At 67.0% G+C, this 25,476-nt stretch carries 28 protein-coding genes; 14 read left to right on the plus strand and 14 right to left on the minus strand.

The annotated features are described in order from the left end of the window. The first annotated feature begins 4 nt into the window (after positions 1 to 4). Complete coding sequence (locus tag AWC17_RS03550; RefSeq protein WP_046185718.1) at positions 5 to 1,561, plus strand: carboxylesterase/lipase family protein; 1,557 nt, start codon at positions 5 to 7, stop codon at positions 1,559 to 1,561. Positions 1,562 to 1,570: 9 nt separating this feature from the next. On the opposite strand, the gene AWC17_RS03555 is transcribed toward AWC17_RS03550, so the two are convergent. The 5 genes from AWC17_RS03555 to AWC17_RS03575 all read right to left on the minus strand — a co-directional run bounded on the left by AWC17_RS03555 (position 1,571) and on the right by AWC17_RS03575 (position 6,054). Then, the gene (locus tag AWC17_RS03555; protein WP_046185719.1) at positions 1,571 to 2,731 is read right to left on the minus strand and encodes an AI-2E family transporter; all 1,161 of its coding nucleotides are present in this window, start codon (positions 2,729 to 2,731) and stop codon (positions 1,571 to 1,573) included. 85 nt (positions 2,732 to 2,816) lie between these two features. Beyond that, complete coding sequence (locus tag AWC17_RS03560) at positions 2,817 to 3,935, minus strand: 3-beta-hydroxysteroid dehydrogenase (RefSeq protein WP_046185720.1); 1,119 nt, start codon at positions 3,933 to 3,935, stop codon at positions 2,817 to 2,819. A gap of 61 nt (positions 3,936 to 3,996) precedes the next feature. Then, positions 3,997 to 4,233, minus strand: a complete 237-nt coding sequence (locus AWC17_RS03565) for an exodeoxyribonuclease VII small subunit (RefSeq protein WP_046185721.1) — start codon at positions 4,231 to 4,233, stop codon at positions 3,997 to 3,999. Then, positions 4,223 to 5,473 carry an exodeoxyribonuclease VII large subunit gene (gene xseA / locus AWC17_RS03570; protein WP_046185722.1) on the minus strand — a complete coding sequence of 417 codons (1,251 nt, stop codon included), beginning with the start codon at positions 5,471 to 5,473 and terminating at the stop codon, positions 4,223 to 4,225. Before xseA ends, AWC17_RS03565 begins: the two co-directional genes overlap by 11 nt. Continuing rightward, entirely contained in the window at positions 5,470 to 6,054 is a 585-nt protein-coding gene (locus tag AWC17_RS03575) for a lipid droplet-associated protein (RefSeq protein ID WP_046185723.1), read from the minus strand. Before AWC17_RS03575 ends, xseA begins: the two co-directional genes overlap by 4 nt. An 89-nt stretch (positions 6,055 to 6,143) precedes the next feature. Between AWC17_RS03575 and AWC17_RS03580 the strand changes: the two genes are divergently transcribed. Further along, complete coding sequence (locus AWC17_RS03580) at positions 6,144 to 7,142, plus strand: 4-hydroxy-3-methylbut-2-enyl diphosphate reductase (RefSeq protein WP_046185724.1); 999 nt, start codon at positions 6,144 to 6,146, stop codon at positions 7,140 to 7,142. Between the two features lie 22 nt (positions 7,143 to 7,164). Here the strand turns inward: AWC17_RS03580 and AWC17_RS03585 are convergent, their stop codons facing one another. Continuing rightward, complete coding sequence (locus tag AWC17_RS03585; RefSeq protein ID WP_208618356.1) at positions 7,165 to 8,331, minus strand: DUF6542 domain-containing protein; 1,167 nt, start codon at positions 8,329 to 8,331, stop codon at positions 7,165 to 7,167. 131 nt (positions 8,332 to 8,462) lie between these two features. On the opposite strand from AWC17_RS03585, the gene ychF reads away from it, so the two are divergent. The 5 genes from ychF (at position 8,463) to AWC17_RS03610 (ending at position 11,883) form a co-directional block, all read left to right on the plus strand. Continuing rightward, on the plus strand, positions 8,463 to 9,536 hold the full coding sequence (ychF, locus tag AWC17_RS03590) for a redox-regulated ATPase YchF (protein WP_046186937.1): 1,074 nt from the start codon (positions 8,463 to 8,465) through the stop codon (positions 9,534 to 9,536). A gap of 32 nt (positions 9,537 to 9,568) precedes the next feature. Next, on the plus strand, positions 9,569 to 9,955 hold the full coding sequence (locus tag AWC17_RS03595) for an Mtp family mycobacterial-type pilin (protein ID WP_231588703.1): 387 nt from the start codon (positions 9,569 to 9,571) through the stop codon (positions 9,953 to 9,955). Positions 9,956 to 10,064: 109 nt separating this feature from the next. Then, positions 10,065 to 10,463, plus strand: coding sequence for a VOC family protein (locus tag AWC17_RS03600; protein WP_046186938.1), 399 nt, complete (start codon positions 10,065 to 10,067; stop codon positions 10,461 to 10,463). A gap of 227 nt (positions 10,464 to 10,690) precedes the next feature. Further along, positions 10,691 to 11,236, plus strand: coding sequence for a glycoside hydrolase (locus AWC17_RS03605; protein ID WP_082147643.1), 546 nt, complete (start codon positions 10,691 to 10,693; stop codon positions 11,234 to 11,236). A gap of 323 nt (positions 11,237 to 11,559) precedes the next feature. Then, a complete protein-coding gene (locus AWC17_RS03610) occupies positions 11,560 to 11,883 on the plus strand; it encodes a putative quinol monooxygenase (protein WP_046185556.1) in 324 nt (107 codons plus the stop codon). Here AWC17_RS03610 and AWC17_RS03615 read toward each other — a convergent pair. Genes AWC17_RS03615 through AWC17_RS03625 form a run of 3 tightly spaced genes read right to left on the minus strand, consistent with a single transcriptional unit; the run spans position 11,880 to position 13,768 of the window. Beyond that, complete coding sequence (locus AWC17_RS03615) at positions 11,880 to 12,569, minus strand: hypothetical protein (RefSeq protein ID WP_046185557.1); 690 nt, start codon at positions 12,567 to 12,569, stop codon at positions 11,880 to 11,882. The genes AWC17_RS03610 and AWC17_RS03615 overlap by 4 nt on opposite strands. Next, entirely contained in the window at positions 12,569 to 12,940 is a 372-nt protein-coding gene (locus AWC17_RS03620) for a carboxymuconolactone decarboxylase family protein (protein WP_046185558.1), read from the minus strand. Before AWC17_RS03620 ends, AWC17_RS03615 begins: the two co-directional genes overlap by 1 nt. Positions 12,941 to 12,967: 27 nt before the next feature. After that, positions 12,968 to 13,768, minus strand: coding sequence for an SDR family oxidoreductase (locus AWC17_RS03625; RefSeq protein WP_046185559.1), 801 nt, complete (start codon positions 13,766 to 13,768; stop codon positions 12,968 to 12,970). A 68-nt stretch (positions 13,769 to 13,836) separates the two neighbouring features. Between AWC17_RS03625 and AWC17_RS03630 the strand changes: the two genes are divergently transcribed. Then, the gene (locus AWC17_RS03630; RefSeq protein WP_047323742.1) at positions 13,837 to 14,046 is read left to right on the plus strand and encodes a hypothetical protein; all 210 of its coding nucleotides are present in this window, start codon (positions 13,837 to 13,839) and stop codon (positions 14,044 to 14,046) included. On the opposite strand, the gene AWC17_RS03635 is transcribed toward AWC17_RS03630, so the two are convergent. Continuing rightward, positions 13,998 to 14,822, minus strand: a complete 825-nt coding sequence (locus tag AWC17_RS03635; RefSeq protein ID WP_046185560.1) for an adenylate/guanylate cyclase domain-containing protein — start codon at positions 14,820 to 14,822, stop codon at positions 13,998 to 14,000. The two genes, AWC17_RS03630 and AWC17_RS03635, sit on opposite strands and share 49 nt — an antisense overlap. A gap of 129 nt (positions 14,823 to 14,951) precedes the next feature. Between AWC17_RS03635 and AWC17_RS03640 the strand changes: the two genes are divergently transcribed. Next, entirely contained in the window at positions 14,952 to 16,358 is a 1,407-nt protein-coding gene (locus tag AWC17_RS03640) for a glucose-6-phosphate dehydrogenase (RefSeq protein ID WP_046185566.1), read from the plus strand. Positions 16,359 to 16,373: 15 nt separating this feature from the next. Beyond that, the gene (gene gnd / locus AWC17_RS03645; RefSeq protein ID WP_046185561.1) at positions 16,374 to 17,396 is read left to right on the plus strand and encodes a phosphogluconate dehydrogenase (NAD(+)-dependent, decarboxylating); all 1,023 of its coding nucleotides are present in this window, start codon (positions 16,374 to 16,376) and stop codon (positions 17,394 to 17,396) included. A 30-nt stretch (positions 17,397 to 17,426) separates the two neighbouring features. Here the strand turns inward: gnd and AWC17_RS03650 are convergent, their stop codons facing one another. Further along, positions 17,427 to 18,290, minus strand: a complete 864-nt coding sequence (locus AWC17_RS03650) for an alpha/beta fold hydrolase (RefSeq protein ID WP_046185562.1) — start codon at positions 18,288 to 18,290, stop codon at positions 17,427 to 17,429. A gap of 122 nt (positions 18,291 to 18,412) precedes the next feature. On the opposite strand from AWC17_RS03650, the gene AWC17_RS03655 reads away from it, so the two are divergent. The 3 genes from AWC17_RS03655 (at position 18,413) to AWC17_RS03665 (ending at position 21,145) form a co-directional block, all read left to right on the plus strand. Next, on the plus strand, positions 18,413 to 18,886 hold the full coding sequence (locus tag AWC17_RS03655) for a VOC family protein (RefSeq protein WP_046185563.1): 474 nt from the start codon (positions 18,413 to 18,415) through the stop codon (positions 18,884 to 18,886). Positions 18,887 to 18,997: 111 nt separating this feature from the next. Next, positions 18,998 to 19,903, plus strand: coding sequence for an alpha/beta fold hydrolase (locus AWC17_RS03660; protein WP_046185564.1), 906 nt, complete (start codon positions 18,998 to 19,000; stop codon positions 19,901 to 19,903). After that, positions 19,904 to 21,145, plus strand: coding sequence for a WS/DGAT domain-containing protein (locus AWC17_RS03665; RefSeq protein WP_085164246.1), 1,242 nt, complete (start codon positions 19,904 to 19,906; stop codon positions 21,143 to 21,145). It begins immediately after the preceding gene. Here the strand turns inward: AWC17_RS03665 and AWC17_RS03670 are convergent, their stop codons facing one another. Both AWC17_RS03670 and AWC17_RS03675 read right to left on the minus strand, forming a co-directional pair. Continuing rightward, positions 21,146 to 21,760, minus strand: coding sequence for a winged helix DNA-binding protein (locus AWC17_RS03670; protein ID WP_046186540.1), 615 nt, complete (start codon positions 21,758 to 21,760; stop codon positions 21,146 to 21,148). It lies immediately after the preceding gene. Next, complete coding sequence (locus AWC17_RS03675) at positions 21,757 to 23,337, minus strand: pyruvate, phosphate dikinase (protein ID WP_046186541.1); 1,581 nt, start codon at positions 23,335 to 23,337, stop codon at positions 21,757 to 21,759. Before AWC17_RS03675 ends, AWC17_RS03670 begins: the two co-directional genes overlap by 4 nt. Before the next feature lie 200 nt (positions 23,338 to 23,537). On the opposite strand from AWC17_RS03675, the gene AWC17_RS03680 reads away from it, so the two are divergent. Further along, positions 23,538 to 24,047 (plus strand): DoxX family protein, encoded by a 510-nt coding sequence (locus AWC17_RS03680; protein WP_046186542.1) that lies wholly within the window; start codon positions 23,538 to 23,540, stop codon positions 24,045 to 24,047. On the opposite strand, the gene AWC17_RS03685 is transcribed toward AWC17_RS03680, so the two are convergent. Next, positions 24,048 to 25,409 (minus strand): HNH endonuclease signature motif containing protein, encoded by a 1,362-nt coding sequence (locus AWC17_RS03685; RefSeq protein WP_046186543.1) that lies wholly within the window; start codon positions 25,407 to 25,409, stop codon positions 24,048 to 24,050. Positions 25,410 to 25,476 lie beyond the last annotated feature (67 nt).

Raw genomic sequence — 25,476 nt, forward strand, 5'->3', positions numbered from 1 at the left:
ACACATGACGATTACGACCAATGACCGGGTGGTCGAAACCTCCTTCGGCCCCGTCCGCGGCGCCGATGACGGCCGTATCAGCACGTGGAAGGGCGTCCGGTACGCCGCCCCGCCCGTCGGCGACCTGCGCTTCCGGGTCCCGCAGCCGCCGGAGAGATGGACCGAGGTCGCCGACGCGACCACGTTCGGCCCCGCCTGCCTGCAGCCGGTCTTCCCCAACATGCCCCTCGATCTGGGCGCGCCGCAGGGCGATGATTGCCTGCGGCTCAACATTTGGGCGTCATCGGACACCGAACCCGGAGACAGCAAACCGGTGATGGTGTGGCTGCACGGCGGCGCTTACGTCCTGGGATCCGGCAGTCAGGTGCTTTATGACGGTCGCCGGTTGGTCGGCGGCGGTGATGTCATCGTGGTGACGGTCAACTATCGGCTCGGGGCGCTGGGCTTCGTCGACCTGTCCTCGCTCGATACGGGCCGTCGGCGTTTCGACTCCAACATCGGGCTGCACGACGTGCTGGCCGCCCTGCGCTGGGTGCGCGACAACATCGCGGCGTTCGGCGGCGATCCCGGCAGGGTCACGCTGTTCGGTGAATCCGCCGGCGCCGGCATCGTCACGACGCTGCTCGCCGTCCCGGCGGCCGAGGGCCTGTTCTCCGCCGCGATCGCCCAAAGCTCCCCGGCCACGTCGGTTTACGACCGCGACCGGGGCCGCCGCGTGGCGTCGAGTCTGCTGGACAAGCTGGGGATCGCCGAGTCCGACGCGCAGCGGTTGCTCGGGGTTCCCGACGCCGCGATCCTGTCCGCTTCCCAGCAGGTGTTCGACGAAGTGCCCGTGCGGAACCCGGGCACGCTCGCGTTCGTCCCGATCGTCGACGGTGACCTGCTGCACGACTATCCGGTCAAGTTGGCGCAGGAGGGCCGCTCGCACCCGGTTCCTTTGATCATCGGGACGAACAAGCATGAGGCGGCGCTGTTCCGGCTGATGAGGTCGCCGCTGATGCCGATCACGCCGCACGCGATCACGTCGATGTTCTCCCAGATCGCCGCCGAGCAGCCGGACCTGCAACTGCCGACGCCGGAGGAGATCGGTTCGGCGTACACGTATTCGCGTTGGCGGCGCAAGGCGCGCAGCATGAGCATCGCGACCGACGTCGGGTTCCGGATGCCGTCGGTGTGGCTGGCCGAGGGGCACAGCGGGGTGGCGCCGGTGTACCTGTACCGGTTCGACTACTCGACCCCGCTGCTGAAGGTGCTGTTGGTCAGGGCCGCCCATGCCACCGAATTGCCTTATGTCTGGGGCAATCTCGGGGCGCCGAAGGATCCCACGTTGAAACTGGGCGGCAGCAAGACCGCCAAGGCGGTTTCCAAGAGAATGCGGACCCGGTGGGTCAACTTCGCTGCGCGTTCAACGCCCGCGGGTCCGGATGGCGAGCCGGACTGGCGGCCCTACCGGGAGGCCGATCGCGCCTGCCTGATCATCGACAAGCGCGACACCGTCGCACACGATGTCGATGCGAATATCCTGGCCGCCTGGGGCAGCCAGATGGTGGGCTTCCGGTAGCTGCGGGTCTTATTCGGCGACTGACCGCGCGGCGCCCGCCTTTTCCCGCCGGCGAAACCAATTGCGGCGGACGGGTTGTGCGTCGGCCGGTGGTGGGTCGGGCGTGCCCAGTTCGGCCCCCTTGAACACCACCAGATACACCTCGACGGTGGTGACGATGAGGATCATCAAGACCGGGCCGATGACGATGCCCCAGGGGCCGAACATGGCGATGCCGGCGAACACCGACAGCAGCATGAGCGCCGGATTCAGCCGAGCGTCACGCGGAACGAGGATGGGGCGCAGGAAGTTGTCGATGTTGGTGACCACGACGAGGTGCCAGAGCACCACAAACACGCCGCCGGCGATGTTGCCGTAGAAGATCATTCCGATGCCGAAGGGGATGGTCACGATCCCGCCGCCCAGCGGAATGATCGACAACGCGGTCAGCAGGACCGCGAAGATGAAGAAGCCGTGGTGAAAGCCGGCGACATAGATGGACGCGGCGCCCGCGACGCCCTGGCAGAGCGCTATCACGAACTGACCACTGACGGTGCCGCGCACCATTGCTCCGGCTTTGCCCAGGTACAGATCCGTGACCTCGTCGCCGAGGGGGTTGAGCTCGGCGATCAATCTCCGCACCCGCTCGCGGTGCACCAACAGCGCGACGAACACGTACAGGAAGATGATGGCCGACGTGACGGCGCCGGCGATACCGCCGACGGCGCCCTGCAGGAAGTGCAGGGCCCATTCACCGACGTTGCGGCCCACCGTGACCATCGCCTTGCGCAGCGTTTCCGTGGTTATCGTCATGTGCGCGAAGGGAACCCGAGACAGCAGCTCGTTCACCGCGTGTAGGGTGCGGTCACCAAGCCCGCTCAGGTCTGTCGACTTCACCCACTCGGTGATGCTGTCGATCATGCGCGAGATCTGAACGATCGCCAGGATCACCAGGAGCGTGACCGGCACGATGACAATCACCAGAGCGGACAACAGGGTGCAGGTCGCCGCCAAGCCGGTGCCCAGCCGCCTGTTGAACCTGTTGAACAGTGGTGTGAATAGGTAGGCCCCGACCGCGGCCACGACGATCAGCACGAAGTAGTCGCGCAGAAAGTACGCACCGAACAGCAGGGCGATTGCCGTCAGTATCGCCAGGGCGCGTTTTTGGTTGAGCGTGAATTCGGTATTCATGCAACGGGGCCGCCCTCCGCGTCGTCGTCGCTGAAGGAACCTTAGCCCCGGGCCGGTGTTTTCGTCAGCGTCCGCGTAAGCGCGTTTACCTCCTCCCGCCCACCGTCGGCTTCGGGGACCCCACCTCCGCTTGGCTTTTCATCCGCTGGAACATGTCGACGTAGTAGGGCAGGCATTCCGACAACGCCTGCTCGGTGGTGAACAGGGGCTCGTAGCCGAGGTCGCGGCGCGCCTTGGCGACCGAGAAGTAGTTGTCCAGATAAAGCCGCTCAACGGCCAGCGGCTCGAGCAGCGGCGCGGGGATGCCGAAGCGGAAATGCAGCCGCTGCCAACCGGTCATCGCCACGCGGACCATCGGGCCGTTCACCCGCACCCGGGGCCAGTTCACGCCGCAGGCCTCTACCACCGGCCGGGCGAACTCGAACATGTTGATCGGTTCGTCGTCGTTGATGAAGTACGCCTGACCGGGCGCGGTGCCACCGGGGACGAGATGCTGGGCCGCCAGGATGAAACCGTGAATCAGGTTGTGCACGTAGGAGTTATCCAGCCGGGCCGATTTCCGGCCGATCAGCACCTTGACGTGGCCGGCGATCACGCTTTCGAACAGCTTGCGGAACATCGTCTGGTCGCCGCGGCCCCAGATCCCGCTGGGCCGGATCGCGCACGTCAGCATGCCGCCAGTACCGTTCTGCGACAGGACGAACCGTTCGGCGATGACCTTTGTCTCGGTATACAGGTCGTTGAACCGGTCGGTGTAGGGCAGCGTCTCGTCCCCGCCGGGGATGTTCTGGCCGCCCATCACGACGCTGTTGGACGAGGTGTAGACGAATCGCTTCGCCCCGGCCGCCTGCCCGGCGTGCACCAGGTTCTCGGTGCCGCCGACGTTGACCGCGAAGCTGCGTTGCCGGTATGCGTCGGTCACCGACGCGCCGCCCATCAGGTCGATGATCGCCGCGGTGTGGAAGATGGTGTCGATGCCGTCGACCGCCTGGGCGCACACCGCGGCGTCGGTGATGTCACCCTCGAGCACCTCCAGTTGCGGGTGCTGCGCAAGCGGCGACGGCGCGCGGTCGAACGAACGCACCCGGTACCCGCGGTCGAGCAGGGTGGTCACCAGGTTGGCGCCGACGAATCCGGAGCCGCCGGTGACCAGGACGCGGCCGAGTTCGGTGGTCAGTAACGCATCAGCCATGGGCCGAAGCATAACTGAAACGTGTTCCAATTTGGCAAGGCGTCATAATTTTGGTTTCGCAAAATGGCCGAAATCAGGCGTCGTCCGCCTGGCCGGCCGCGAGCGCATCCTCGATTCTCTTGCGGGCTCCAGCTAAGTGTTCTTCGCATCGTTTTGCGAGTTCTTCGCCTCTTTCCCATAACTTCAGCGACGCGTCGAGGTCCAGGCCGCCCTGCTCCAGCAGACGGACGACTTCGATCAGTTCATCCCGGCACGCTTCGTAGCCGAGCTTACTAATAGGCGTAATTGATTGTTCGTCTTTACCGGCCATCGGTCGGCCCTTCGCTCACCGCGGCGATGGCGCCGTCGTTAACTCGCACCCGCAGCCGGCTGCCCGCGGGCGCGTCGGCGACCGACCGTAGCACCGCCGGGGCGCCGGAGTCCGGCACCGCCTGTACCACGGCGTAGCCGCGCGCCAGCGTGGCTGCCGGTCCGAGTGTCGCCAGTCGCGCGCTCAGGTGACCGACGCGCTCCGTCTCGGCGGCGGCCAGGCGGGTGATGTCGCGGCGAATCGCCGACCGGGCCCGGTGAATTTCGTCGGCGCGCGCCGTCAATGCCGTCAGCGGCTCGGCGAGCACCGGTCGGCTGCGGACCTGGGCCAGCGCGCGTTGTTCGCGCGACACCCAATTGCGCAGCGCCTGCGCGCTTCGCCGACGCAAGTCGCCGATCAGGCGTTGTTCGGCGGCGGTGTCGGGCACCACCTTCTTGGCCGCGTCGGTGGGAGTGGCGGCACGCAAATCGGCAACCAGGTCGCACAGCGGATTGTCGGGCTCGTGCCCGACCGCGCTGATCACCGGGGTGCGGCACGTCGCGATGGCGCGGCACAGCGTCTCGTCGGAGAACGGCAACAGGTCCTCGACGCTACCGCCGCCCCGGGCCACCACGATGACGTCGACCTCGACGTGGCGGTCGAGTTCGTACAGCGCTTCGACTATCTGCGCCACCGCGTTCGGCCCCTGGACCGCCGTGTTGCGCACGGCGAAACGCACCCCGGGCCAGCGTCCGGTGGCCACCGTCGTCACGTCGCGCTCGGCAGCGCTGGCCCGGCCCGTGATGAGGCCGATCATGTTGGGCAGAAAGGGGATTGGCCGCTTGAGCCGGGGGTCGAAGAGTCCTTCGGCGTCCAGCAGCCGGCGCAGCCGATCGATCCGGGCCAGCAGCTCGCCCACGCCCACGGCGCGAATCTCGCTGAGCCGCAACGAGAATGTGCCCCGGCCGGTGTAGAACGAGGGCTTGCCGCAGACCACGACCTGCGTGCCCTCGGCCAATTTCACCGGCGCGTTGGCCACCAGGTCGCGCGAACAGGTCACGCTCAGCGACATGTCGGCGGCCGGGTCGCGCAACACCATGAACACCGTCTTGGAATCGGGCCGCGCGCTGATCTGGGCCAGCTGGCCCTCGACCCATACCGTGCCGAGCTTGTCGATCCAGCCCGCGACCCGAATGGCCACCGCGCGCACCGGAAACGGGTTCTCGGCGGAATTCGGTTCGGAATCTGCGGCCGGGGTCACTTCGCGTTCGCGCGGGTGATCCTGTTGGCCAGCAGCGTCTGAAACGGCGCGCGGGCCTTGGTGGCCTGCTCGAAGGTCAGCAGGGCTTCGAGTTCGTCGACGCTCAGCGATTGCAGACGCGCCCGCAGCTGCGCCAGCGTCAGCGCCGCATAGTCCAGCTCGGTCACCACCGACGGTTGCGGATTCGCCGGCGCGTCCGAGGAATTCCTGCCCTGTTTCAGGGGAGCGGCATCGGCCGCGGCGTCGGCGAGCGAGTACAACGCGAACCGTCCCTCGGTTCGGCGGTCGCCGCCGCCGCCGTTCTCGGGGGGGCCGGCCGCTTCGACCGCTTCGGGCAGGTCCTCGTCAAAGGTGGCCCATTCCGGCTGCTCGTCCTTCGGCGGAAAGATGTTCTCCAGGGTGCTGTCACCCTTGATCGCCAGCTCGGCGAGGTTCTGCTGAAATCGCATCACAAGGTGTGCCGCCTGACTGGCTAATGTCATGGGGTACATCAGGATGGTTTTCGGCAGCTTCATGGTCTCCTCGACGGCGACTGTGGCCGCGCCGACCAATAGCCGAACTCCATACGGTGCAGTAGCCATGGGTCCAAGATTGCCTTAAGCGACCGCTAACTCCAAGCCCGCCGGCGCGAGCTGGCAAGCCCGTGTCGGCAGAACGTACCCTGGGTGTCATGCCGCCGACTGTCGACATGGGAATTCCCGGCGCGTCCAGCTCGGTAGCCAGCGATCCAGCCCGCAAGCGAGTGCTTCTGGCCGAGCCGCGTGGTTACTGCGCGGGCGTGGATAGGGCCGTCGAGACGGTCGAACGCGCGCTGGAAAAGCACGGCGCACCGGTGTACGTGCGCCACGAGATCGTGCACAACCGGCACGTGGTGGACACGCTGGAAAAAGCCGGTGCGGTGTTCGTCGAGGAAACCGACGAGGTCCCCGAGGGATCCATCGTGGTGTTCTCCGCGCACGGGGTGGCGCCGACGGTGTACGCCGAGGCCGCCGAACGTAACCTGCACACCATCGACGCCACCTGTCCGCTGGTGACCAAGGTGCACAACGAGGCCAGGCGATTCGCGCGCAACGACTACGACATCCTGCTGATCGGCCATGAGGGGCACGAAGAGGTCATCGGGACCTCCGGCGAAGCGCCCGAACACGTGCAGCTGGTCGACGGGGTCGCCGCCGTGGACAACGTGACGGTCCGGGACGAGAACAAGGTGATCTGGCTGTCGCAGACCACGCTGTCGGTCGACGAGACCATGGAAATCGTCGACCGGCTGCGGCAACGCTTCCCGAAGCTGCAGGATCCGCCCAGCGATGACATTTGTTACGCGACCCAGAACCGGCAGGTTGCCGTCAAGGCGATGGCCCCCGAGTGCCAGCTGGTGATCGTCGTCGGATCACGGAATTCATCGAACTCGGTGCGGCTGGTCGAGGTGGCGCTGGGCGGCGGCGCCGCGGCCGCGCACCTGGTCGACTGGGCCGACGATATCGACCCGGCGTGGTTGGAAGGGGTGACCACCGTGGGCGTCACCTCCGGTGCGTCTGTCCCCGAAGTCCTGGTGCGCGGTGTGCTGGAGCGGCTCGCCGATTACGGCTACGACGTGGTGCAACCGGTCACCACGGCACAGGAAACCGTGGTGTTCGCGCTGCCGCGCGAGATCCGGTCATTGCTCTGACACGTCGGGCGCCGGATGGCGCTCAGACGTCGTATTCCCAGGAATCCGTCGGGGGTCGCTGAGACCGGCCATGCGTCCGTGAGCGGCGCTCAGGGCGCCGCTCGGCTGCGGGCTCGTCGGGCGCGCCAGCCCCCCGGTAGCGGACCTGCGAGATGGGGTGATGCGTCCCGTTGTTGCCGTTCGGGGCGGGGCGGCGGCGCCGCGGCTCGTAGGCGGGCTCATAGCGGTCGTAGCTGTCGTAGCGGCCGAAACGCTCCGGCGCCGAGGGCGGGTCGTACGGGTCCTCGAAACGGCTGCTGCGCGGCGCGGGCCGCTCGTAGGGGCTGCGGTGGGTGCGCGGCTCCCGACGGCCTTCCCGAGGCGATTGGCCGCGCGGGTCCGGATCGGCATCCGGCCTGGGGCGGCGCCGCGATCGGCGAGGCGGTTCCGCGGCGTCGTAGTCCCGGGCGGTCGCCGAGCCTCTCCGATTCGAGCGCCGCTCGCCCGCGTCGTCCAGCGGCTCCCGGGTACGCCGGGATTGGGCTCGGGCCGACCCGGTGGCGGACCGATCGGTGGGCGCCGTCCGGCGGGCCCGCGACGGGGAACTGGCGCCGCGGCCGCGCCGCGCCTTGGCGGGGGCTGCCGCGCCGGCATCGTCGTCAGATTCCGGGCCGGACTCCGGGCGCAAGATCGCCTGCAGTTTGGCGGCGATACCGCCGACGACGGACTTGACGTCGGTGGACTCCGCGTCGTCGGACGCGTTCGGCGCCGCGGTCGCCCGATGCGACATCCCGAAATACCACCTGGTCAACCCGATCAGCAGCACGACACCGGCGGTTCCCAGCATCAGCGGGAAGCGCTCGATGAGTGGATAGCCGCAGTTGATCAGCAGATCTTTGAGATGGCCGACTTTGGCGTCGTGGAACAACCAGTACGCGCCGGGCACCGCGAAGAAAAGTATCAGCGGGGGCTGGATGATCGCGGTGAACAGCCCGTCCTGGCGCACCGCCAGCACCGCTGCCACACAGCCGGCTATATAGAAGCCGGCGAAGACATGGGTCAGCTCCTTGTGACCGGCGTCGATTCCGTAACCGATTGCGGTGGCGGTGACGGCGAGAAGCAGCGCGGCGTACCACGGCACACCTGGGATATCTGGGTGGATCGAGCGGTGGGAGGCGTCCACCCTCGAGGTTGCCCGCTGTCCTGACACATGTCGACCGTACCGGCAATGGGCCCAAAGGCCCGTAAATACCTTGTAGCGATCCCGGGCGTGCCATGCCGATCGCGCGCGAAAGGTCCATGGCAGCCCGCGCCGCCGCCGACCCCTAGACTTGGGTCCCTGTGAGCCTGAGCCTGGGAATCGTGGGTCTGCCCAACGTCGGTAAGTCGACTCTGTTCAACGCGCTGACCCGCAACAATGTGGTGGCGGCCAACTATCCGTTCGCGACGATCGAACCGAACGAGGGTGTGGTTCCGCTCCCCGATCCGCGGCTGGACAAGCTGGCCGAGCTTTTCGCATCCGAGCGCATCGTGCCGGCGCCGGTGACGTTCGTCGACATCGCGGGGCTGGTCAAGGGCGCGTCCGAGGGGGCGGGGCTCGGCAACAAGTTCCTGGCCCACATCCGCGAATGTGACGCCATCTGCCAGGTGGTCCGGGTGTTCTCCGACGACGACGTGACCCATGTGGCCGGTGAGGTGGATCCCAAATCGGATATCGAGGTCGTCGAGACCGAGTTGATCCTGGCCGACCTGCAGACCCTGGAGCGCGCTTTGCCGCGGCTGGAGAAGGAGGCCCGCACCACCAAGGAGCGCAGGCCGGTGTACGACGCGGCGGTGGCCGCCCAGGAGACGTTGAACGGCGGCACGACGCTGTTCGGGGCCGGGGTGGATACGTCCCTGTTGCGGGAGCTGAACCTGTTGACCACCAAGCCTTTTCTGTATGTCTTCAATGCCGATGAGGCGGTGCTGACCGACGCGGCGCGGATTGCCGAGCTGCGTCAGCTGGTGGCGCCCGCCGACGCGGTGTTCCTGGATGCGGCCATCGAAGCCGAGCTGAACGAGCTCGACGACGAGTCGGCGGCCGAACTGCTGGAGTCGATCGGGCAGAGCGAACGCGGGCTCGACGCGCTGGCCCGCGCGGGTTTCCACACCCTCAAGCTGCAGACGTTTTTGACGGCGGGCCCAAAAGAGGCGCGGGCGTGGGTCATTCACCAGGGCGATACAGCCCCGAAGGCCGCCGGGGTGATCCACACCGATTTCGAAAAGGGCTTCATCAAAGCCGAGATCGTGTCCTACGACGACCTGATCGCTGCGGGTTCGATGGCGGCGGCCAAGGCGGCAGGCAAGGTCCGGATGGAGGGCAAGGACTACGTCATGGCCGATGGCGACGTGGTCGAGTTCCGGTTCAACATCTAGCGGCGGAGTCGCGGCTCGACCATGCTGGACAGATGGCGGCTGTCAAGCAGACGGGACGGTGGGTCCGGGGTTCTACGGGCATTTTGATGGGTTGTGGGTTGGCGTTGTCCGCCTTCGGGCTCGGCGGCACGGCTCAGGCGGCCCCGGTCCCCGCGCCGACCGCTCACTGGTGCCCGGGCAATCCATGGGACCCGAGCTGGGGCATCGTCTACAACTGGGACTGGAACCAGTGCCACGACTGGCAAGGTCCGGCGGGCCAGAGTTTCCCGGCGGGTGCGGGACCCTGGGGGCCCCCGCCGGCGTGGGCGCCGACGCCACCACCACCTCCACCGTCGTGGGCGCCCGGAGCTCAATTGATGTGGAACCCGACCCGCGGCACTTGGGGATTCTGGAACAACGGTATTTGGACCCCGGCCTAAGCGAACGCGACGGCTCTAGTTTCTCTCCAAGCCGCCCTCTTGTCGGCGGGGTTCCTTAGCATGCCCTCGTCGCACTAGCTTGCACCGCCACGGCAGCCGGGAGGGCTCCATGCAGTTCGTTTCCACCCGCATCATCACCGCCGACGTCAACCGGCTCGTCGAGTTCTACGAGATGGTCACCGAGGTCCACGCCGTATGGGGCAATGAGCTTTTCGCCGAGATCCCGACGCCGGTTGGCACGCTGGCCATCGGCAGCGACAAGACGGTACCGTTGTTTGCGCCTGGGTCCGCCGAGCCCGCGGCCAACCGCAGCATGATCGTGGAGTTCATGGTCGAGGACGTGGACGCGGAATACGAGCGGCTCCACGAGCGCGTCCCTGAGATTGTGACAACCCCTACCACCATGCCGTGGGGCAATCGCGCGCTGCTGCTAAGGGATCCGGATAGAAATCTCGTTAACCTGTTTACTCCAGTCACCGACGAGGCCCGCGCCAAGTTCGGAATGTGACTGTCGGCCTCGCGCTCATCAAGCGCAAGGCCGGCATCGACCGGGGGATGGCGGACACCGAACGCGGGTCCGACTACAGCTGACCGCGGCGCAGCCGTTTGCTGGCAGCGGCGTCTGGCGCCCTGCCAGGTTTGCTGAAAGTGCGGCAGAGACCATTATTCGGTTTGCGAATGACGTGCGCCACAAATTTTGGCGAACAATAACTGCTATTGCTAGCGTCGCCGCCCATGGTAGTACTTGCAACATTGATGTCATTGATCAATCAGGTATCCGGGACGCCCTATATTGCGGGTGGAGATTCTCCCTCCGGGACGGATTGCTCGGGACTTGTTTCCTGGGTGGCCAATGCGGCGTCCGACAGGCCGGTTTTCGGTAACCGGTTCAACACCGGGAATGAAGAGGCGGCTTTGTTGGCGCGCGGCTTTCAATACGGGACCGCCCCCAACGCCCTCGTGATCGGGTGGAACGGCGGCCACACGGCCGCGACCCTGCCGGACGGGACCCCGGTATCCAGTGGTGAGCACGGCGGAGTGCACATCGGTGGTGCCGGTGCCTACCAGGCCGGGTTCACGCACCATATGTTCCTGCCGATGCCGCCGGACGGCGAGGGCGCTCTTCCCCCGCCGCCGGATGCGCCGCCCCCGCCGCCGGACGCTCCGCCGCCACCGCCGGAGGCGCCGCCCGTCCTGGTCGATGCCACGGCCCCTGCACCGCCCGCACCCCCGGCGCCCGAAATGCCGCCGCCCGGCGATCCCGGAATTGCGAATCCCTAACGAATTGAATTCGCGAAGGCGTCAATTTGTGGGCGGATTATTTCTGCGGTATGGCTCGCCGGAGCGGTTCCCGCCTTGCCAAAAGTGAAATAGTGCCAACATCGCGAGGTTTGTGACCTGCACCACTTTGCCGCACCCGTCAATCGACCGGGATTCGTGCGGAAACAATGCGATGGTGTGCCCCGGGTGTCGATTACGGCGCCCGGGGCACACTTTGCTGGCGCTCACCCCCAGCCGGCGGTGTCGGTGGGCGATATGCTGGCGCTGCTCGCCGCGATCGGTACGGGCGCAACTTCCAGGAACGAGCTAGGCGGTCTCCGGCCATGATCTTCATCGTCGTCAAATTCGAGACCAAGCCCGAGTGGACGGACCGCTGGCCAGAACTCGTCGCCTCGTTCACGGCCGCCACTCGTGCCGAGGAAGGCAACCTGTGGTTCGAGTGGTCGCGCAGCCTCGACAACCCGGCCGAGTACGTCTTGGTGGAGGCCTTTCGTGACGGGGAGGCGGGCGGGGTCCACGTCAACAGCGATCACTTCAAGCAGGCGATGCAAGAACTCCCACAGGCCCTGACGTCCACCCCGAAGATCGTCAACCAGACGATCGACGCGACGGGATGGTCGGAGATGGGGGAGATGTCGGTCGGCTAGCCGACTTCGCTTATCGTGACGGTGATTTCGTTGCCCAGCTGATAGCCAGGGGCCAGCGGAAGCGTGTCACCGCTCCAGAACTTGCCCGGGTCGAACCAGTTTGCGTCCTTATCCGTGTTGAGCAATCCCATTTCCTCGTAGGTGATCGCCACCGTCTCCGCGCAATAGGCCGTGGAAAGGCTCATCTTGCGTTCCTCCCGTCGGCGCCGGGTCTGCTCTCGAATCTTGTTGTCCACCACCGGGATTCCCCGCACCCAGTCGTTAATGGTCGGGAGCCGGCCGCGGAACCAGCGACCGGTCAGCCGGGCGGTGGTGGGAAACGCGGTGCCGTCCATCCGTGCGATCACCCGCAGGAGCTTGTTCTCCTGTTCGCGGGTGGGGTGGGGCGTCAGCTGACGTAACCAGCACCGCTGGTCGTAGCGTTGCGTCCACTGCAAGACGGCCTGGTGCAGATCGTTGAGCTGCACGCCGCGGTGGTTGGTTCCGGTCCACATGTCGACGAGCTTGTCGCCCAATTCGGCGTGCCAGATCAACGGGGGCAGGTCGTCGATGGCCACCGTCATGCCGACGTGATTCACCGGTGCGTTCGTCAACGTCTGAATCGCGCGGTCGGGCCGCGAGCGGCCCCGAAACAGCCAAAGATCGCCGGTGCGAGTCTCGTTCAGCGCTTGATCGAGGGTCAGCATTATGAGCCGGCAAGTACTTCCCGTGCGACGTTGCGCGCGGTGGCGGCGGCAGGATAGCCGGCGTAGCCCGTCATGTGGTAGATCACCTCTTCGATCTCCTTGATGCTCAGCCCGTTGCGCAGCGCGATCGGGAAGTGAAATTTCAACTCGTCGGTGGCCCGCAGGGCGATGAGCGCGCCGAGTGTCACCAGGCTGCGCGAGCGACGATCCAGCCCGGGCCGGGTCCACAGCGCGCCGAAGACGTGGTCGATGCCCAAGTCGCCGAGTTCGTCGGCGACGCCGCCGTCGCGCAGTGTGGTGGCGTCGTCGGGGATTAGGCCGGGCAGCATGTCCTTGAACACATCCAGCCCTTGGGTGCGTGGGTCAGCCATTCGGTTTGCCTTTCAGTCGGGTTCGCGTCAACAGGGTTCACGGGAGATCTGGTAGTCGATGTAGGCGTCCCAGTCTTCGACGCGGCAGCGCAACTCGTCGACGACCTGCGGATGGGTGGGCACGAAGAAGCGGTTGCGCAGGATCGCGTCGGCGACCAGTTCGCCGACGGCTGCGGGATCGAGTAATTCGAACTGTTCGCCGGGGATGCGCAGCGGTGCCCCGCCGCCGAATTTCGGCACGGCGGCGGCGATGTTGGTCAGCACCGGCCCGGGGCACAGCAGTGTGACGCCAATGTTCTTGGGCCGCAGATAGATTGCGAGACCTTCGCTGATCTGCACGATGGCGGCCTTGGTCGCCGCGTAGGGCAGCCGGTCGTAGGAATAGGTGAAAAGCCCGGCGAAGGAGGCGGTGTTGACCAGATGCCCGCTGCCCTGGTCGAGCAGCAGGGGCAGAAAGGCCGCGTTGCTGCGCACCACCGACATGAGATTGATGTCCAGGATGCGCTGCCACTCGCTCACCGGAATGTCTTCGGGCAGGCCGTTCGTCAGCACGCCGACGTTGTTGACGACGATGTCGATTCGGCCGAATCGCTGCAACGCAGCGTCGCGAATGCCTTCGAAGGCGGCCGATTCCGAGACGTCGGCGCGCTGCGGCAAGACGGCGCCGCCTCGGCTGCTCAGGTCGTCGGCCAGGGCGCGAACACCGTCGTCGTCCACGTCGACCGCCACGATGTGCGCGCCCCGGTCGGTAAGCGCACCCGCGATCGCGCGGCCGATCCCGCTGGCCGCCCCGGTGATGACGGCGACCTTGTCGCGAAGGGTCTCCATGGCGTGTCTGAGCCTGTTTCCGGTTGCAAGAGCACACAAGTTAATCACAGCGTGAATACTCTGTGTTCATGCGCAATGTGTGGAAATGGCTGGGACTGGCCGGCGTCGCCGGCGTCGTCGCCGGGGGCGCGCTGGTGGTTCGCGACCAACGCAAACGACGCGCGTACACGGCCGACGAGGTCCGGTCCCGCCTGCACCAGCGACTGGCCGAATACGACGAGGAGGGCTTTCAGTCCAAATCGGGATCGGCCGGGGCCTCGACGGCGAACAAACAATAGCTGCCCGAAAAACCCTTGAGCTCGACGTCGCGCCCCCCGTCGAAGTGGATGTCGTCACAGCCGGAAAGGGCATCTCGCACCGGCTGACTCACCAAGATCTGGCCGCCGACAGCTTGCGCTGCCACCCGCGCCGCCATCGCGACGTTGCGGCCGAACAGATCATCGCCGCGGCGCACCGAGCGACCCATGTGGATGCCGATCCGAACCCGAATCTCCTCGTGCCGCTTGCGTTTTGCGTCCCTGCGTAGCGCACGTTGCAGGTCGATGCCGCACCGCACCGCTTGGTCGGCGCGGGCGAACGCGATCATGAAGCCATCGCCCTGGCTCTTCACCACGTGACCGGACCGCTGCCGCACGAGGTCCGACACCAGCTTGTCGTGTGCCGCAATGAGCTTCACCCAGGCACGGTCGCCGATGCGCTCGTTGAGCGCGGTGGATTCCTCGATGTCCGAGAACAGGATCACCACCCGGCCGTCCGGCGTGACGCGCGCCAGGTCGGGCCGCTCCACCTCCGCCCAGTCGGCGAGGTCTTCTATCGAACTGCGCACGGCCGCACCGAAGCCCTCCTTGCGCACTACGTTGGCGGTGTTCCACACGGTCTTGAGGGCCTCGCGCCCACCCGACAGCAACCAACTGCGGGTGTCGGTCCGGTGTCGCAACTCGTCGATCTCCTGGCGGCTGCGCACCAGCAGCCGCGACAGCACGGTGAGTGCGACGGCTTCGACGGCGGCAACGGCGGCCAGGACGTAGACCGTGATATGCAGCGCATCACCCACGCAAGCATCCTGCCAAGGCCGCGACGGCTTGCGGTTGTCGGGCCTTGTCTGTGGTGTCTAGTGTTAGGGTCCGACCGCCGCGGGTAGTGAGTCTCTAGAGCCGATCGGATGACTTTCGGAGGTGCGGGCTTGGCTGACGGCGGTGACAACTCGTCGAACAAGCTGGTGATATTCGGCATCACCGGTGATCTGGCGCGCAAGATGACCTACCGCGCCTTGTACCGCCTCGAGGCTCGCGAGATGTTGGACATCCCGATCATCGGCGTGGCCAGTGACGACATCCCCCTCGAAAAGCTCGTCGAGCGGGCGCGCGACGCCATCAAAGCGTCCGGTGAGAAGTTCGACGACGCGGTGTTCGACCGGCTCGCGGGGCGGCTGTCCTATCTGCACGGCGACGTCACCGACGAGAAGCTCTACGGTCAGCTCGCCAAGGAGATCGGCAAGGACTGCCGGCCGCTGTACTACCTGGAAATGCCGCCGTCTCTGTTCGCGCCGATCGTCGAAAACCTCGCCAAGGCCGACCTGCTGGAGTGCGCACGCGTCGCGGTGGAAAAGCCGTTCGGCCACGACCTGGCCTCGGCGCGCGACCTGAACGCCCGCCTGCGCGCGGTGCTTGACGAGGACCAGATCCTGCGCGTCGACCACTTCCTGGGCAAGCAACCGGTCGAAGAACTGCAGTACCTGCGCTTCGCCAACAACGGCCTGGCCAAGCTGTGGGACCGCGACAGCATTTCCGAAATCCACATCACCATGGCCGAGGATTTCGGCATCGAGGACCGCGGCAAGTTCTATGACGCGGTGGGCACCCTGCGTGACGTCGTGCAGAACCATCTGCTCCAGGTGCTCGCGCTGGTCGCGATGGAGCCCCCGGTCGGTCCCAGCGCCGATGACCTGAACGACAAGAAGGCCGAGGTGTTCCGCGCGATGCCGGCGCTGAATCCCGAGCGCTGCGTGCGTGGCCAGTACCGTGGCTACACCGACGTCGACGGGGTGGCGAAGGATTCGCAAACCGAGACCTACATCGCCCTGCGGACCGAGATCGACAACTGGCGCTGGGCCGGGGTGCCGATCTTCCTGCGCGCCGGAAAGGCGCTGCCCGAGAAGGTCACCGAGGTGCGGATGTTCCTCCACCACGTCCCGGGATTTTCGTTCCTGCCCAATCGCCGGCCGCCCGAGCCCAACCAGATCGTGTTGCGCATCGATCCCGATCCCGGGATGCGGCTGCAGTTGTCCGCCCAAGCCGGCGACCAATGGCACGACGTCCACCTGGACTCCTCGTTCGCCGAGGATCTCGGGGAGGCCGTGCGGCCCTATGAGCGGCTCCTTTACGCCGCGCTCACCGGGGACCGCCAGTTGTTCGCCCGGGAAGACGCCATCGAGGAGACGTGGCGGATCGTGCAACCCGTGCTGGACAAGCCGAGCCGGATCCATCACTACGACCAGGGCTCCTGGGGACCCGAGGCGGCGCAGTCGCTGCTGCATGGTCATCGCAGCTGGCAACAGCCGTGGCTGCCTAAGCACACGTCGTCACAGTAAGGAGAACAGGAAGAGATGCAGCTCGGGATGATCGGCCTTGGCCGGATGGGCGCGAACATCGTTCGCCGCGTCGCCAAGGACGGGCACGAATGCGTGGTCTATGACCACAACCCCGACGCGGTCAAGGCGATGGCGGGGGAGGAGAGGACCACCGGAGCGTCGTCCCTGCAGGAGCTCGCCGAGAAGCTGACCGCTCCGCGGGTCGTCTGGGTGATGGTGCCGGCGGGAACTATCACGACGGGAGTCATCGAGGAGCTGGCCAAGACGCTGGAGTCCGGCGACATCGTCATCGACGGCGGCAACTCGTACTATCGCGACGACATTAAGCACGCAAAGACCTTGTCCGACAAGGGGATTCATTTGCTAGACTGCGGCACCAGTGGCGGCGTGTGGGGACGGGAACGCGGTTACTGCCTGATGATCGGCGGCCACGAGGAGGCGTTCGCACACGCGGAGCCGATCTTCGCCAGCGTCGCGCCCGGGGTGGACGCGGCGCCGCGCACTCCCGGGCGCGACGGCGAGATCGCACCATCGGAAAAGGGTTACCTGCACTGCGGACCGTCCGGCGCCGGGCACTTCGTCAAGATGGTGCACAACGGCATCGAGTACGGCATGATGGCCTCGCTCGCCGAGGGGCTGAACATCCTGCGCAACGCCGACGTCGGCAAGCAGGTGCAGCAGGGTGATGCCGAAACGGCGCCGCTGTCGAATCCGGAGTTCTACCAATACGACTTCGACATCCCCGAGGTCGCCGAGGTGTGGCGCCGCGGCAGCGTCATCGGCTCCTGGCTGCTGGACCTGACCGCGATCGCGCTGCACGATTCGCCCGATCTGCAGGAGTTCTCCGGGCGGGTCTCGGACTCCGGGGAGGGGCGGTGGACCGCCATCGCGGCGATCGACGAGGGAGTCCCTTCGCCGGTGCTGACGACCGCGCTGCAGTCCCGTTTCGCCTCGCGCTCACTCGATGACTTCGCCAACAAGGTGCTGTCGGCGATGCGCAAGCAGTTCGGCGGGCACGCCGAGAAGCCGGCGAACTAGCGGGGGCGAAGCGGGTCGCCGCCGTCGCAGTTAGTGGCGTTTGACGAACTTCACCACGGCGTCGCTGAACGCGTCGTTGTCGTCGCCGGCCGCGGTGTGCCCGGCGTTGGACAGCTCGACGAACTCCGCGCGGGGCACGCTGGCCAGGAAATGCCGAACGCCTTCGGGGCTGACCACGTCGGACAGCTTCCCGCGGATGAGCAGGACGGGAATCGACAGGCTCTTCGCGGCCTGCTCGAACTTCTCGGTCCGCAGCTCGGGATCGTCGCCGGGCTTGGTCATGAACGCCGGGTCCCAGTGCCAGTACCAGCGGCCGTCGCGTAGGCGCAGGTTCTTCTTCAGCCCCTCGGGGCTGCGCGGCTTGTCTCGGTACGGGAGATAGTCGGCAACGGCGTCGGCGGCCTGCTCCAGCGACTCGAAACCGTCGAGGCCGCTGATCATGAAATCGCGAATCCGGGCGCTGCCGCCCTTCTCGAATCGGGGCACCACGTCGACGAGGACCAATCGGGTCACCTCGGCGGGCCCGGCCCGGTGGGCGGCGAGGATCCCGGTCAGCCCGCCCATGCTCGCGCCGATGATCATCACCGGCCGGCCGATGGCCCCGATCACTTGCAGGACGTCGGCGGTCAAGGTCTCGACGTCGTAGTCGGCGTTGGGTGCGCGATCGCTGTCACCATGTCCGCGGCTGTCGAGCGCCACGACGTGCAGGCCCTCGTCGGCGAGGGTTTGCCCGGTGTTTTTCCAGGAATGCCGGTTCTGGCCGCCACCGTGGAGCATGAGGACACTCGGCCGTCCCGCGCCGCCGGTCCCGCGATTCCATTCGTCGGCGACCAGGGTGATCCCCCCGGCGCCGGAAAACTCGACCGTCTGGGGGACGCTGCTGACGGCACTCATGCGATCTGACGTTACATAGTGCGTATAAGCACCGTTCGCCGGGGCGACGACGCGATGAGTTTTCGCCCTCGCCGGGGTCTATCGGTGAGAACACCAACGAGCCGATAAGGAGGCCGCGGCCCATGCCATCGATCACCCCGTCGTTATGGTTCGACCACGACTTGGAGGAGGCGGCGAGGTTCTACACCTCGGTATTCCCGAACTCGCACGTCGAGGGCTTCAACCGAACCACGGAGGCCGGACCCGGCGAGCCGGGCACGGTCCTGTCGGGCAGCTTTGTGCTGGACGGCACCCGGTTCATCGGGATCAACGGAGGTCCGCACTTCCACTTCAGCGAGGCGGTCTCCTTCACGATCCACTGCAAGGACCAGGACCAGGTCGACTACTACTGGGATCGGCTTACCGATGGCGGCGAGGAATCGCAGTGCGGCTGGTGCAAAGACCGGTTCGGCCTGAGCTGGCAGATTGTCCCGGATCGGCTCTACGAGTTGATCGGCGATCCCGATCGGGCTCGCGCGGCGGCGGCCACCCAAGCGATGTACGGCATGCGCAAGATCGTCATCGCCGAGCTGGAAGGAGCCGCCGCACAGATGTAACGAAACTCCCTGCCGCAGCTACCATTTGACCACTTGTGGCATGCGGTCGGTGCGTCTTTGACCCGCACGCGTTAGGTTGGTCCGTGCGGACGCGCCGAGCAGGGAGTCAATATGGGTGAACCAGGGTGGATCGACGTGCCCAGCCCTGCTGGGGACCTGAAGGCACTCACTTGGGGGCCACGCGATGCCCCCATCGCGTTGTGCCTGCACGGCTTCCCCGACACACCGTACGGATTTCGCAAGATCGCTCCCCGGCTCGTCGAGGCGGGGTGGCGGGTGGTGGCGCCCTTCATGCGCGGATACGCGCCGTCGTCGATTCCGGCCGACGGCAGCTATCACGTCGGGGCGATGATGGACGACGCCTTACGGGTGCGCTCAGCAGCGGGCGGCACCGACGCTGACGTGGTGATCGGCCACGACTGGGGTGCGATCGCGACCACCGGCCTGGCCGCCATGCCTGATAGCCCGTTCACCAAGGCGGTGATCATGTCGGTGCCCCCTTCGGCGGCCTTTCGTCGCAAGGCAGGCGCGGCCGATCGGGGGCGGCTGGCCGGCCATCTGGCGCGTCAGCTGCTGCGCAGCTGGTACATCATGTACTTCCAATTCCCTTTGCTGCCAGAACATTCCGCATCCTGGGTGGTGCCGCTGCTGTGGCGGCGGTGGTCGCCGGGATATCGTGCCGACGAGGATCTGCGCCACGTCGACGCGGCGATCGGGACGCCGGAGAGCTGGCGCGCGGCGCTGGGACCGTACCGCGCGACGATTCGCAACACCCCGCCGCCGGCGCAGTATGCCCAACTGAACGAGCTGTGGACCGAAGAACCCGTGTGGCCCTGCCTGTACCTGCATGGCCGCGACGATGGCTGCATGACACCGGCTTTCGCCCGCTGGGCGGAGAAGGTGCTGCCGCCGGGCAGCGAGGTGGCCATCGTCGAACACGCGGGGCACTTCCTGCAGCTCGAACAGCCCGACAAGGTCGCCGACCTGGTGCTCGGGTTCATCGGCTCACCCCGCTGAATGGCCGCGCAGCGGATGGCCGCCGTCGATGCGCAGTTCTACTGGATGTCGGCCAAGATTCCCAACGACGAGTTCTTGCTGTACGCGTTCGACGGTGAGCCCGCGGATTACCCGGCGGTCGTCGAGCAACTCTGCCGGCGGGCGCGCGCCTGCCCGGAGCTGACGCTGCGGGTCCGCGATCGTGGACCGCTGACCTACCCGCAGTGGGTACCGGCGGCAGTCAGGCCCGACCAGGTGGTCCGCCACGACCTCGACGACCAGACCTGGGCCGGCTGCCTGGCGGCCGTCGTCGCCCTCGCCGGTGACCAACTGGACGTTCGCCGGATGCCCTGGCGACTGCACGTTTTCACCCCGGTGCTGGGCATCCCGGGCGTCACCGGACCGGGGACCGTGGCGGTCATGCAGGTCGCGCACGCCCTGGCCGACGGGGCACGGGCATCGGCGATGGCCGGCTGGCTGTTCGGCCGAACAGATCCCGTGCCCCCGGTGCGACGGCTACGGGCCGGGTTCTTGCCGTGGCGCGCCGCCCAGGCGGTTCGTGCGCATCGCCGGCTGGAGCGCGACACCCGCGCGGGGTTGCTGGCCCCCGGGGCCGGTCCCCGACCCCTGCTGCCGACGAATGCGCGCCCCGGCCCGGCCCGCTCGGTGCGGACGCTGGTGCGACACCGCAAGCAGGTGCGCGGCCCTACGGTCACCGTGGGCGCGCTGACGGCAATATCCACGGCGCTGTCCCGGCTGCTGGGTGATGCCGCCGATACGCTGGGTGCCGAGGTCCCGGTGGCCAAACCCGGTGCGCCGCACGCGTACAACCACTTCGGGAACGTCACGGTGGGCCTGTATCCAAAGCTGGGGTTGGAGGCGCGCGCCGAGCGGATCGCGGCGGAGCTGGCCAACGGCCGGCGTCGCTTCGCGCACCCGGCGACGCGCTACGCCGACCGGTCTTTCGCCGCGGTGCCCGCGGCCCTATTGCGTTGGGGTGTAGCACAATTCGACTTCGATATCCGCCCGGAGCAGGTGTCCGGCAACACCGTGGTGTCCAGCGTCTACCGCGGGCCGGCCGACCTGACCTTCGGGGACGCGCGGGTGGTGCTGACGGCCGGCTACCCGGCACTGTCGCCGGTGATGGGGCTGACGCACGGTGTGCACGGGATTGGCGACACCATCGCGGTCAGCGTGCACGCGGCGGAGTCGGCCGTTCCTGACATCGACGCCTACCTGCGGCTGCTCGACGCGGCGCTGTAGCTACTGCGCGTCGCCGGATCTGGCCGCCTCCGCGCGCGTCAGGCCAACGGCGGAAATCAGCTCCTCGTGCAGCTCGAACCACACGGTGTGGTAGGAGTCGATGAGCGGCCTGGTCAGCCAGGCGGTCTCACCGTCCCGCACTTTGCCCAGTGCCACAACCAATTTCGCCGAGTAGGCGCTCAACCGCGGCAGCTGCGCCGCGGCCACCTCGATGATCGGCAGCACACGCGCGTGCACATCGTCGAGGCGGGTGAGCACGGCGGCATCGTATTTCGCGTCATCGTGGGTGTTGGGAGTGCCGCCGGGTCCGCCCTTGAGCTGCCAATCCGTCACCACGGATTTGAAATCGGCGTTGACGGAGCGAAAGTCGTCGTAAGCGGCGGCCATTGCGGCACGGTCGACAGCACTGCGCTCCTCGCCGAGCAGCGCCGCGAGCCGCTCGCGCCCGGCGGGGGTGATCCGCACCGTCGCACCGTCGGCCAGTAGGCCCGCCGCGGTGAGCTGTTCGACGATTGTCGTGACGTCGGCAAGGTCCTCGTTCAGGGTCGCGGCCAGGTCGGCGGGACGGACCCGGCCTTTCAGCCGAACCGCTTGCAACACAGCTAATTCGGTCATGACGTGGTCTCACCCGCCAGGCGCAGCGCGGTCAGCATGACGATCAGCGGAGTGGCCGAGACGACGTCGGCATGCCCGCTGTGCATCGCCGCCGCCACCGTGGCCTCCGCGGCGTCATCCAGTCGCATATGGCAACCGGAGGTGTGGGCGCGCAGCGGGCTGATCCGTCGCGCGATGTCGGCCAGCTCCCGCAATTCGGGCGTGTCGCTTTCCGACCACGCGGAGAGGCTCAGATTACCCTCGCGCACTTCGCCTTCGGCGCCGTCGACGGTGATCAACTTGCCGGCCAGCGACGCGGCGACTCCGTGCCCACACCCCACCACGGCCACCCGGCCGAGTTCGCGGCTGACCACTGCGGCGTGGCTGGCGGCGCCGCCGACCTCGGTGACGATGCCTTGCGCGGCGAGCATGCCGGAGACGTCTTCCGGTCTGGTGTGGTCGCGCACCAGGATCACTGACTCGCCCCGCTCGACGGCATCGAGCGCCTCGTCGACATCGGTGTATGCCTTACCCGACGCCACGCCCGGGCAGGCCGGTAGGCCCTTGGCTAAAAGATTTGCGGCCAAGCGTATTTCGGGTTGTAGCGCGGGCAGCAGTAGCGTCTGTACGTGCGCCGGGGTCACCCGGCGCAGCGTCTCGGCTTCATCGATGAGCCCCTCGTGCCGTAGCTGTAGCGCCAGGCGCACGGCGGCCTGCGCCGACCGCTCCGCGGCCCGTGTCTGCAACAGCCACAGCTTGCCGTCTTCGACGGTGAACTCGATCTCTTGAACGTCGAGCCCGAGTCGCTCCAATCTGCGGGCGGCGTCCATCAACTCGTCGTAGACAGCTGGCTGCTCGTCGCGTAGGGCGGTGATCGGTTCGACGTCGACCGATCCGGACACCACGTCGTCGCCCTGGCCGCCGGGTAGCCATTCCCCGAACGGTGCGTTGTCACCGGTGATGGGGTTGCGCGAAATGAGGACGCCCGCACCGGAATCGGGGCCGCTGTTGCCGAACACCATCGCCTGGACGACGACTGCGGTGCCGCTCTGATCGTCGACGCCGGAGTGCGCGCGGTAGGCGACCGCGCGAGGCGAGTTCCACGAGGCGAACACCGCCTCGATGCCGGCGCGTAGCTGTGCATAGGGGTCGGCGGGCACGGGCTGGTGTTCGTCCACCCCGACGATGCGCCGGTACATCCGGTCGAACCGCCGGCGGGTGTCGCGGGCGAACGCCGCGGCACCGGCCGCGGTCAGCGCTTGCTCGACGTCGTCGTTCATGCCGAGGTCCAAGATCGTGTCCATCATGCCCGGCATGGACTGGGTGGCCCCCGAGCGCACGCTGACCAGCAGGGGATGCGGACCTCGCCCGAACGTGCGCGCGGTTTGCGCTTCCAGCCAGCTCATCCGGTCGAGCACGTCGTGCCAGACCGCGTCCATCGTCGCCCCGGGATCGGCGAGGTACCGCAGGCCCACCTCGGTGGTGATACAGAACGCCGGCGGCACCGGCAGGTCGTGCCGGCGCATCACCTCGATGCCGTGACCCTTGTTGCCCAGCAGCTGTCGGGCGTGACTCGCTGTGCCGTCCAGTAACACCACGGAATGCCCGTCAGAAGCGAGCCCAGACGCATGACGGCGGGCGCCGCTGCCTCGTGCGATACGCGCCGTGGTGCACCCCCTTCTGGTCAGCTGCCGATGGGCCAAAGTCGGAACGCCCGCAATGTTCCCACACGGATCACCGGAGTTAGCTGCTCGGCGCTCCTGTTATCCGGTCCGCCCCATGATCTAGGTTTGCAGGTATGACTCCCTACGACGTCGGGTTACTGATCCTGCGGCTGGTATTGGGCGTGACTTTGGCCGCGCATGGCTACAACAAGTTCTTCGGTGGTGGCCGCATCCCGGGCACCGCGCGGTGGTTCGAAAGCATCGGCATGAAGCCGGGCAAATTCCACGCCACCGTGGCCGCGACGACCGAGATGGCCGCCGGGCTGGGCCTGGCCGCGGGGCTGCTCACACCGATCCCCGCCGCGGGCTTCGTGTCGTTGATGCTGGTCGCGGCCTGGACCGTGCACCGCGCCAACGGCTTCTTCATCGTCAAGGAGGGCTGGGAATACAACCTGGTCCTGGCGGTCAGCGCCGTCGCCATCGCCACCCTGGGCGCCGGAAAGCTCAGCCTGGATTACGTGGTGTTCGGGCACAACTGGATGGACGGCTGGCGCGGCCTGGTGATCTCGGTCGTGCTCGGCCTCGCCGGGGCGATCGGCCAGCTGGTGATCTTCTACCGCCCGCCTGCTAAGCAAGCCGGTTAGCTAGGGGTCGTCCTCGTCCCCGTCTGACATCAGCTTCTCGGGGTGGTGGAACGTGTTGGTGCGCGGCTGCCCGTAGTCGAGATGAGGTGGTGGGATCCATTCGATGTCCCCGTCGGCGCGCCTTCGGGTGGACCAGCCTTTGTCGAGGAGTCGGTGGTGGGTTCCGCAGGCCAGGGTGAGTTGATCGATGTCGGTTTGGTGCGTGGTGGCCCAGTCTTGGACGTGGTGGACTTCGCAGTAGTAGCCGGGTACGTCGCAGCCTGGGGCTGAGCAGCCGCGGTCCTTGGCGTATAAGACGATTCGTTGACCGCGTGAGGCGAGTCGTTTGGTGTGATACAGCGCCAGCGGTTTGCCCTTGTCAAAGATCGCCAAGTAGTGGTGGGCGTGGCGGGCCAAGCGGATGACGTCGGACATGGGCAGCAAGGTGCCCCCACCGGTCAAGCCCTTACCCGCCGCGGCTTCGAGGTCGTTGAGCGTGGTGGTCACGACGATCGCCGCCGGTAACCCATTGTGCTGGCCGAGGTTTCCGCTCGCGAGCATCGCGCGCAGGGCGGCGTTGAGGCCGTCATGGTTACGCTGAGGCGCAGTGCGAGTGTCGCGCTGCACCGCCTCTTCGGGCGGGGCACCGTCGACCACCGGCGCGTCGTCATCAGGATTACACATGCCGGGCGCGGCCAGTTTGGCGAACACCGCTTCCCAGGTGGCTCTGGCTTCGGGCGTCAGCCACCCGCGCACCGGTGACATGCCGTCGCTGTCTTGGGTTCCCAAGGTCAGTCCCCGGTGCCGAGCGCGGTCTTCGTCGTTGAACTTTCCGTCGGGGTTGAGATAGCAGGTCAGCCGGTCGGCGGCTTTGCGCAGGCCCTCTGGGCGCTGCTCGCTCGCCCAGCGGGCCAGGTCTGCCTCGGCGGCGTCGCGGGTCGGGGCATCGACCCAGCAGGGCAGCTCGTCGAAGAAGTGGTGGATGGCGGCGATGTGGGAGGCGCCGATGCGTCCGGCGCGTTGGGCGGCCGCGGCGGCCGCATACCGCGGCGCCAGCGGCTCGCCGGTCAGCGTCTGTCGCGTTCCCAGAGCGCGTGCGTCCTTGATCCGGCGACTCGCTTCGCCGCGGGTGATGCGCAGGCGGTCGGCCAACACGTGAGCGAGCTTGCCACCGAGTTCGGAGGGGGTGGCTTGGCACTCGATCTGGTTGATCAGCTCGTGGCCGGCCACCGGCAGCCGCCTCATCTCGCGTTCGAGAGATTCGAGGTACGTGAAGCGCTCCGGGGTGGTCAACCCGTCGTAAGAGTGCCCGCCGATGCGTGAGACGACCTCGCGCAGCGCGGCGTAGTCCGCCGCAATCTCCTCACGAGTACTCGAACGCATGTACTGCTTATCTGCTTAAGTGGACTAGCGGCCTAGAATTCTCCAAATATGTTGCTAGGCAAGGCTT

Origin of the sequence: Mycobacterium nebraskense (assembly GCF_002102255.1) — a bacterium.
GTDB classification, from domain to species: Bacteria; Actinomycetota; Actinomycetes; order Mycobacteriales; family Mycobacteriaceae; genus Mycobacterium; species Mycobacterium nebraskense.

Bases quoted from the DNA above. Each gene is read 5' to 3' on its own strand.
- AWC17_RS03550 (WP_046185718.1), top strand. From the start codon at position 5: ATGACGATTACGACCAATGACCGGGTGGTCGAAACCTCCTTCGGCCCC.
- AWC17_RS03555 (WP_046185719.1), bottom strand. From the start codon at position 2,731: ATGAATACCGAATTCACGCTCAACCAAAAACGCGCCCTGGCGATACTG.
- AWC17_RS03560 (WP_046185720.1), bottom strand. From the start codon at position 3,935: ATGCTTCGGCCCATGGCTGATGCGTTACTGACCACCGAACTCGGCCGC.
- AWC17_RS03565 (WP_046185721.1), bottom strand. From the start codon at position 4,233: ATGGCCGGTAAAGACGAACAATCAATTACGCCTATTAGTAAGCTCGGC.
- AWC17_RS03575 (WP_046185723.1), bottom strand. From the start codon at position 6,054: ATGGCTACTGCACCGTATGGAGTTCGGCTATTGGTCGGCGCGGCCACA.
- AWC17_RS03580 (WP_046185724.1), top strand. From the start codon at position 6,144: ATGCCGCCGACTGTCGACATGGGAATTCCCGGCGCGTCCAGCTCGGTA.
- AWC17_RS03595 (WP_231588703.1), top strand. From the start codon at position 9,569: ATGGCGGCTGTCAAGCAGACGGGACGGTGGGTCCGGGGTTCTACGGGC.
- AWC17_RS03600 (WP_046186938.1), top strand. From the start codon at position 10,065: ATGCAGTTCGTTTCCACCCGCATCATCACCGCCGACGTCAACCGGCTC.
- AWC17_RS03605 (WP_082147643.1), top strand. From the start codon at position 10,691: ATGGTAGTACTTGCAACATTGATGTCATTGATCAATCAGGTATCCGGG.
- AWC17_RS03610 (WP_046185556.1), top strand. From the start codon at position 11,560: ATGATCTTCATCGTCGTCAAATTCGAGACCAAGCCCGAGTGGACGGAC.
- AWC17_RS03615 (WP_046185557.1), bottom strand. From the start codon at position 12,569: ATGCTGACCCTCGATCAAGCGCTGAACGAGACTCGCACCGGCGATCTT.
- AWC17_RS03620 (WP_046185558.1), bottom strand. From the start codon at position 12,940: ATGGCTGACCCACGCACCCAAGGGCTGGATGTGTTCAAGGACATGCTG.
- AWC17_RS03625 (WP_046185559.1), bottom strand. From the start codon at position 13,768: ATGGAGACCCTTCGCGACAAGGTCGCCGTCATCACCGGGGCGGCCAGC.
- AWC17_RS03630 (WP_047323742.1), top strand. From the start codon at position 13,837: ATGCGCAATGTGTGGAAATGGCTGGGACTGGCCGGCGTCGCCGGCGTC.
- gnd (WP_046185561.1), top strand. From the start codon at position 16,374: ATGCAGCTCGGGATGATCGGCCTTGGCCGGATGGGCGCGAACATCGTT.
- AWC17_RS03650 (WP_046185562.1), bottom strand. From the start codon at position 18,290: ATGAGTGCCGTCAGCAGCGTCCCCCAGACGGTCGAGTTTTCCGGCGCC.
- AWC17_RS03655 (WP_046185563.1), top strand. From the start codon at position 18,413: ATGCCATCGATCACCCCGTCGTTATGGTTCGACCACGACTTGGAGGAG.
- AWC17_RS03660 (WP_046185564.1), top strand. From the start codon at position 18,998: ATGGGTGAACCAGGGTGGATCGACGTGCCCAGCCCTGCTGGGGACCTG.
- AWC17_RS03665 (WP_085164246.1), top strand. From the start codon at position 19,904: ATGGCCGCGCAGCGGATGGCCGCCGTCGATGCGCAGTTCTACTGGATG.
- AWC17_RS03670 (WP_046186540.1), bottom strand. From the start codon at position 21,760: ATGACCGAATTAGCTGTGTTGCAAGCGGTTCGGCTGAAAGGCCGGGTC.
- AWC17_RS03680 (WP_046186542.1), top strand. From the start codon at position 23,538: ATGACTCCCTACGACGTCGGGTTACTGATCCTGCGGCTGGTATTGGGC.
- AWC17_RS03685 (WP_046186543.1), bottom strand. From the start codon at position 25,409: ATGCGTTCGAGTACTCGTGAGGAGATTGCGGCGGACTACGCCGCGCTG.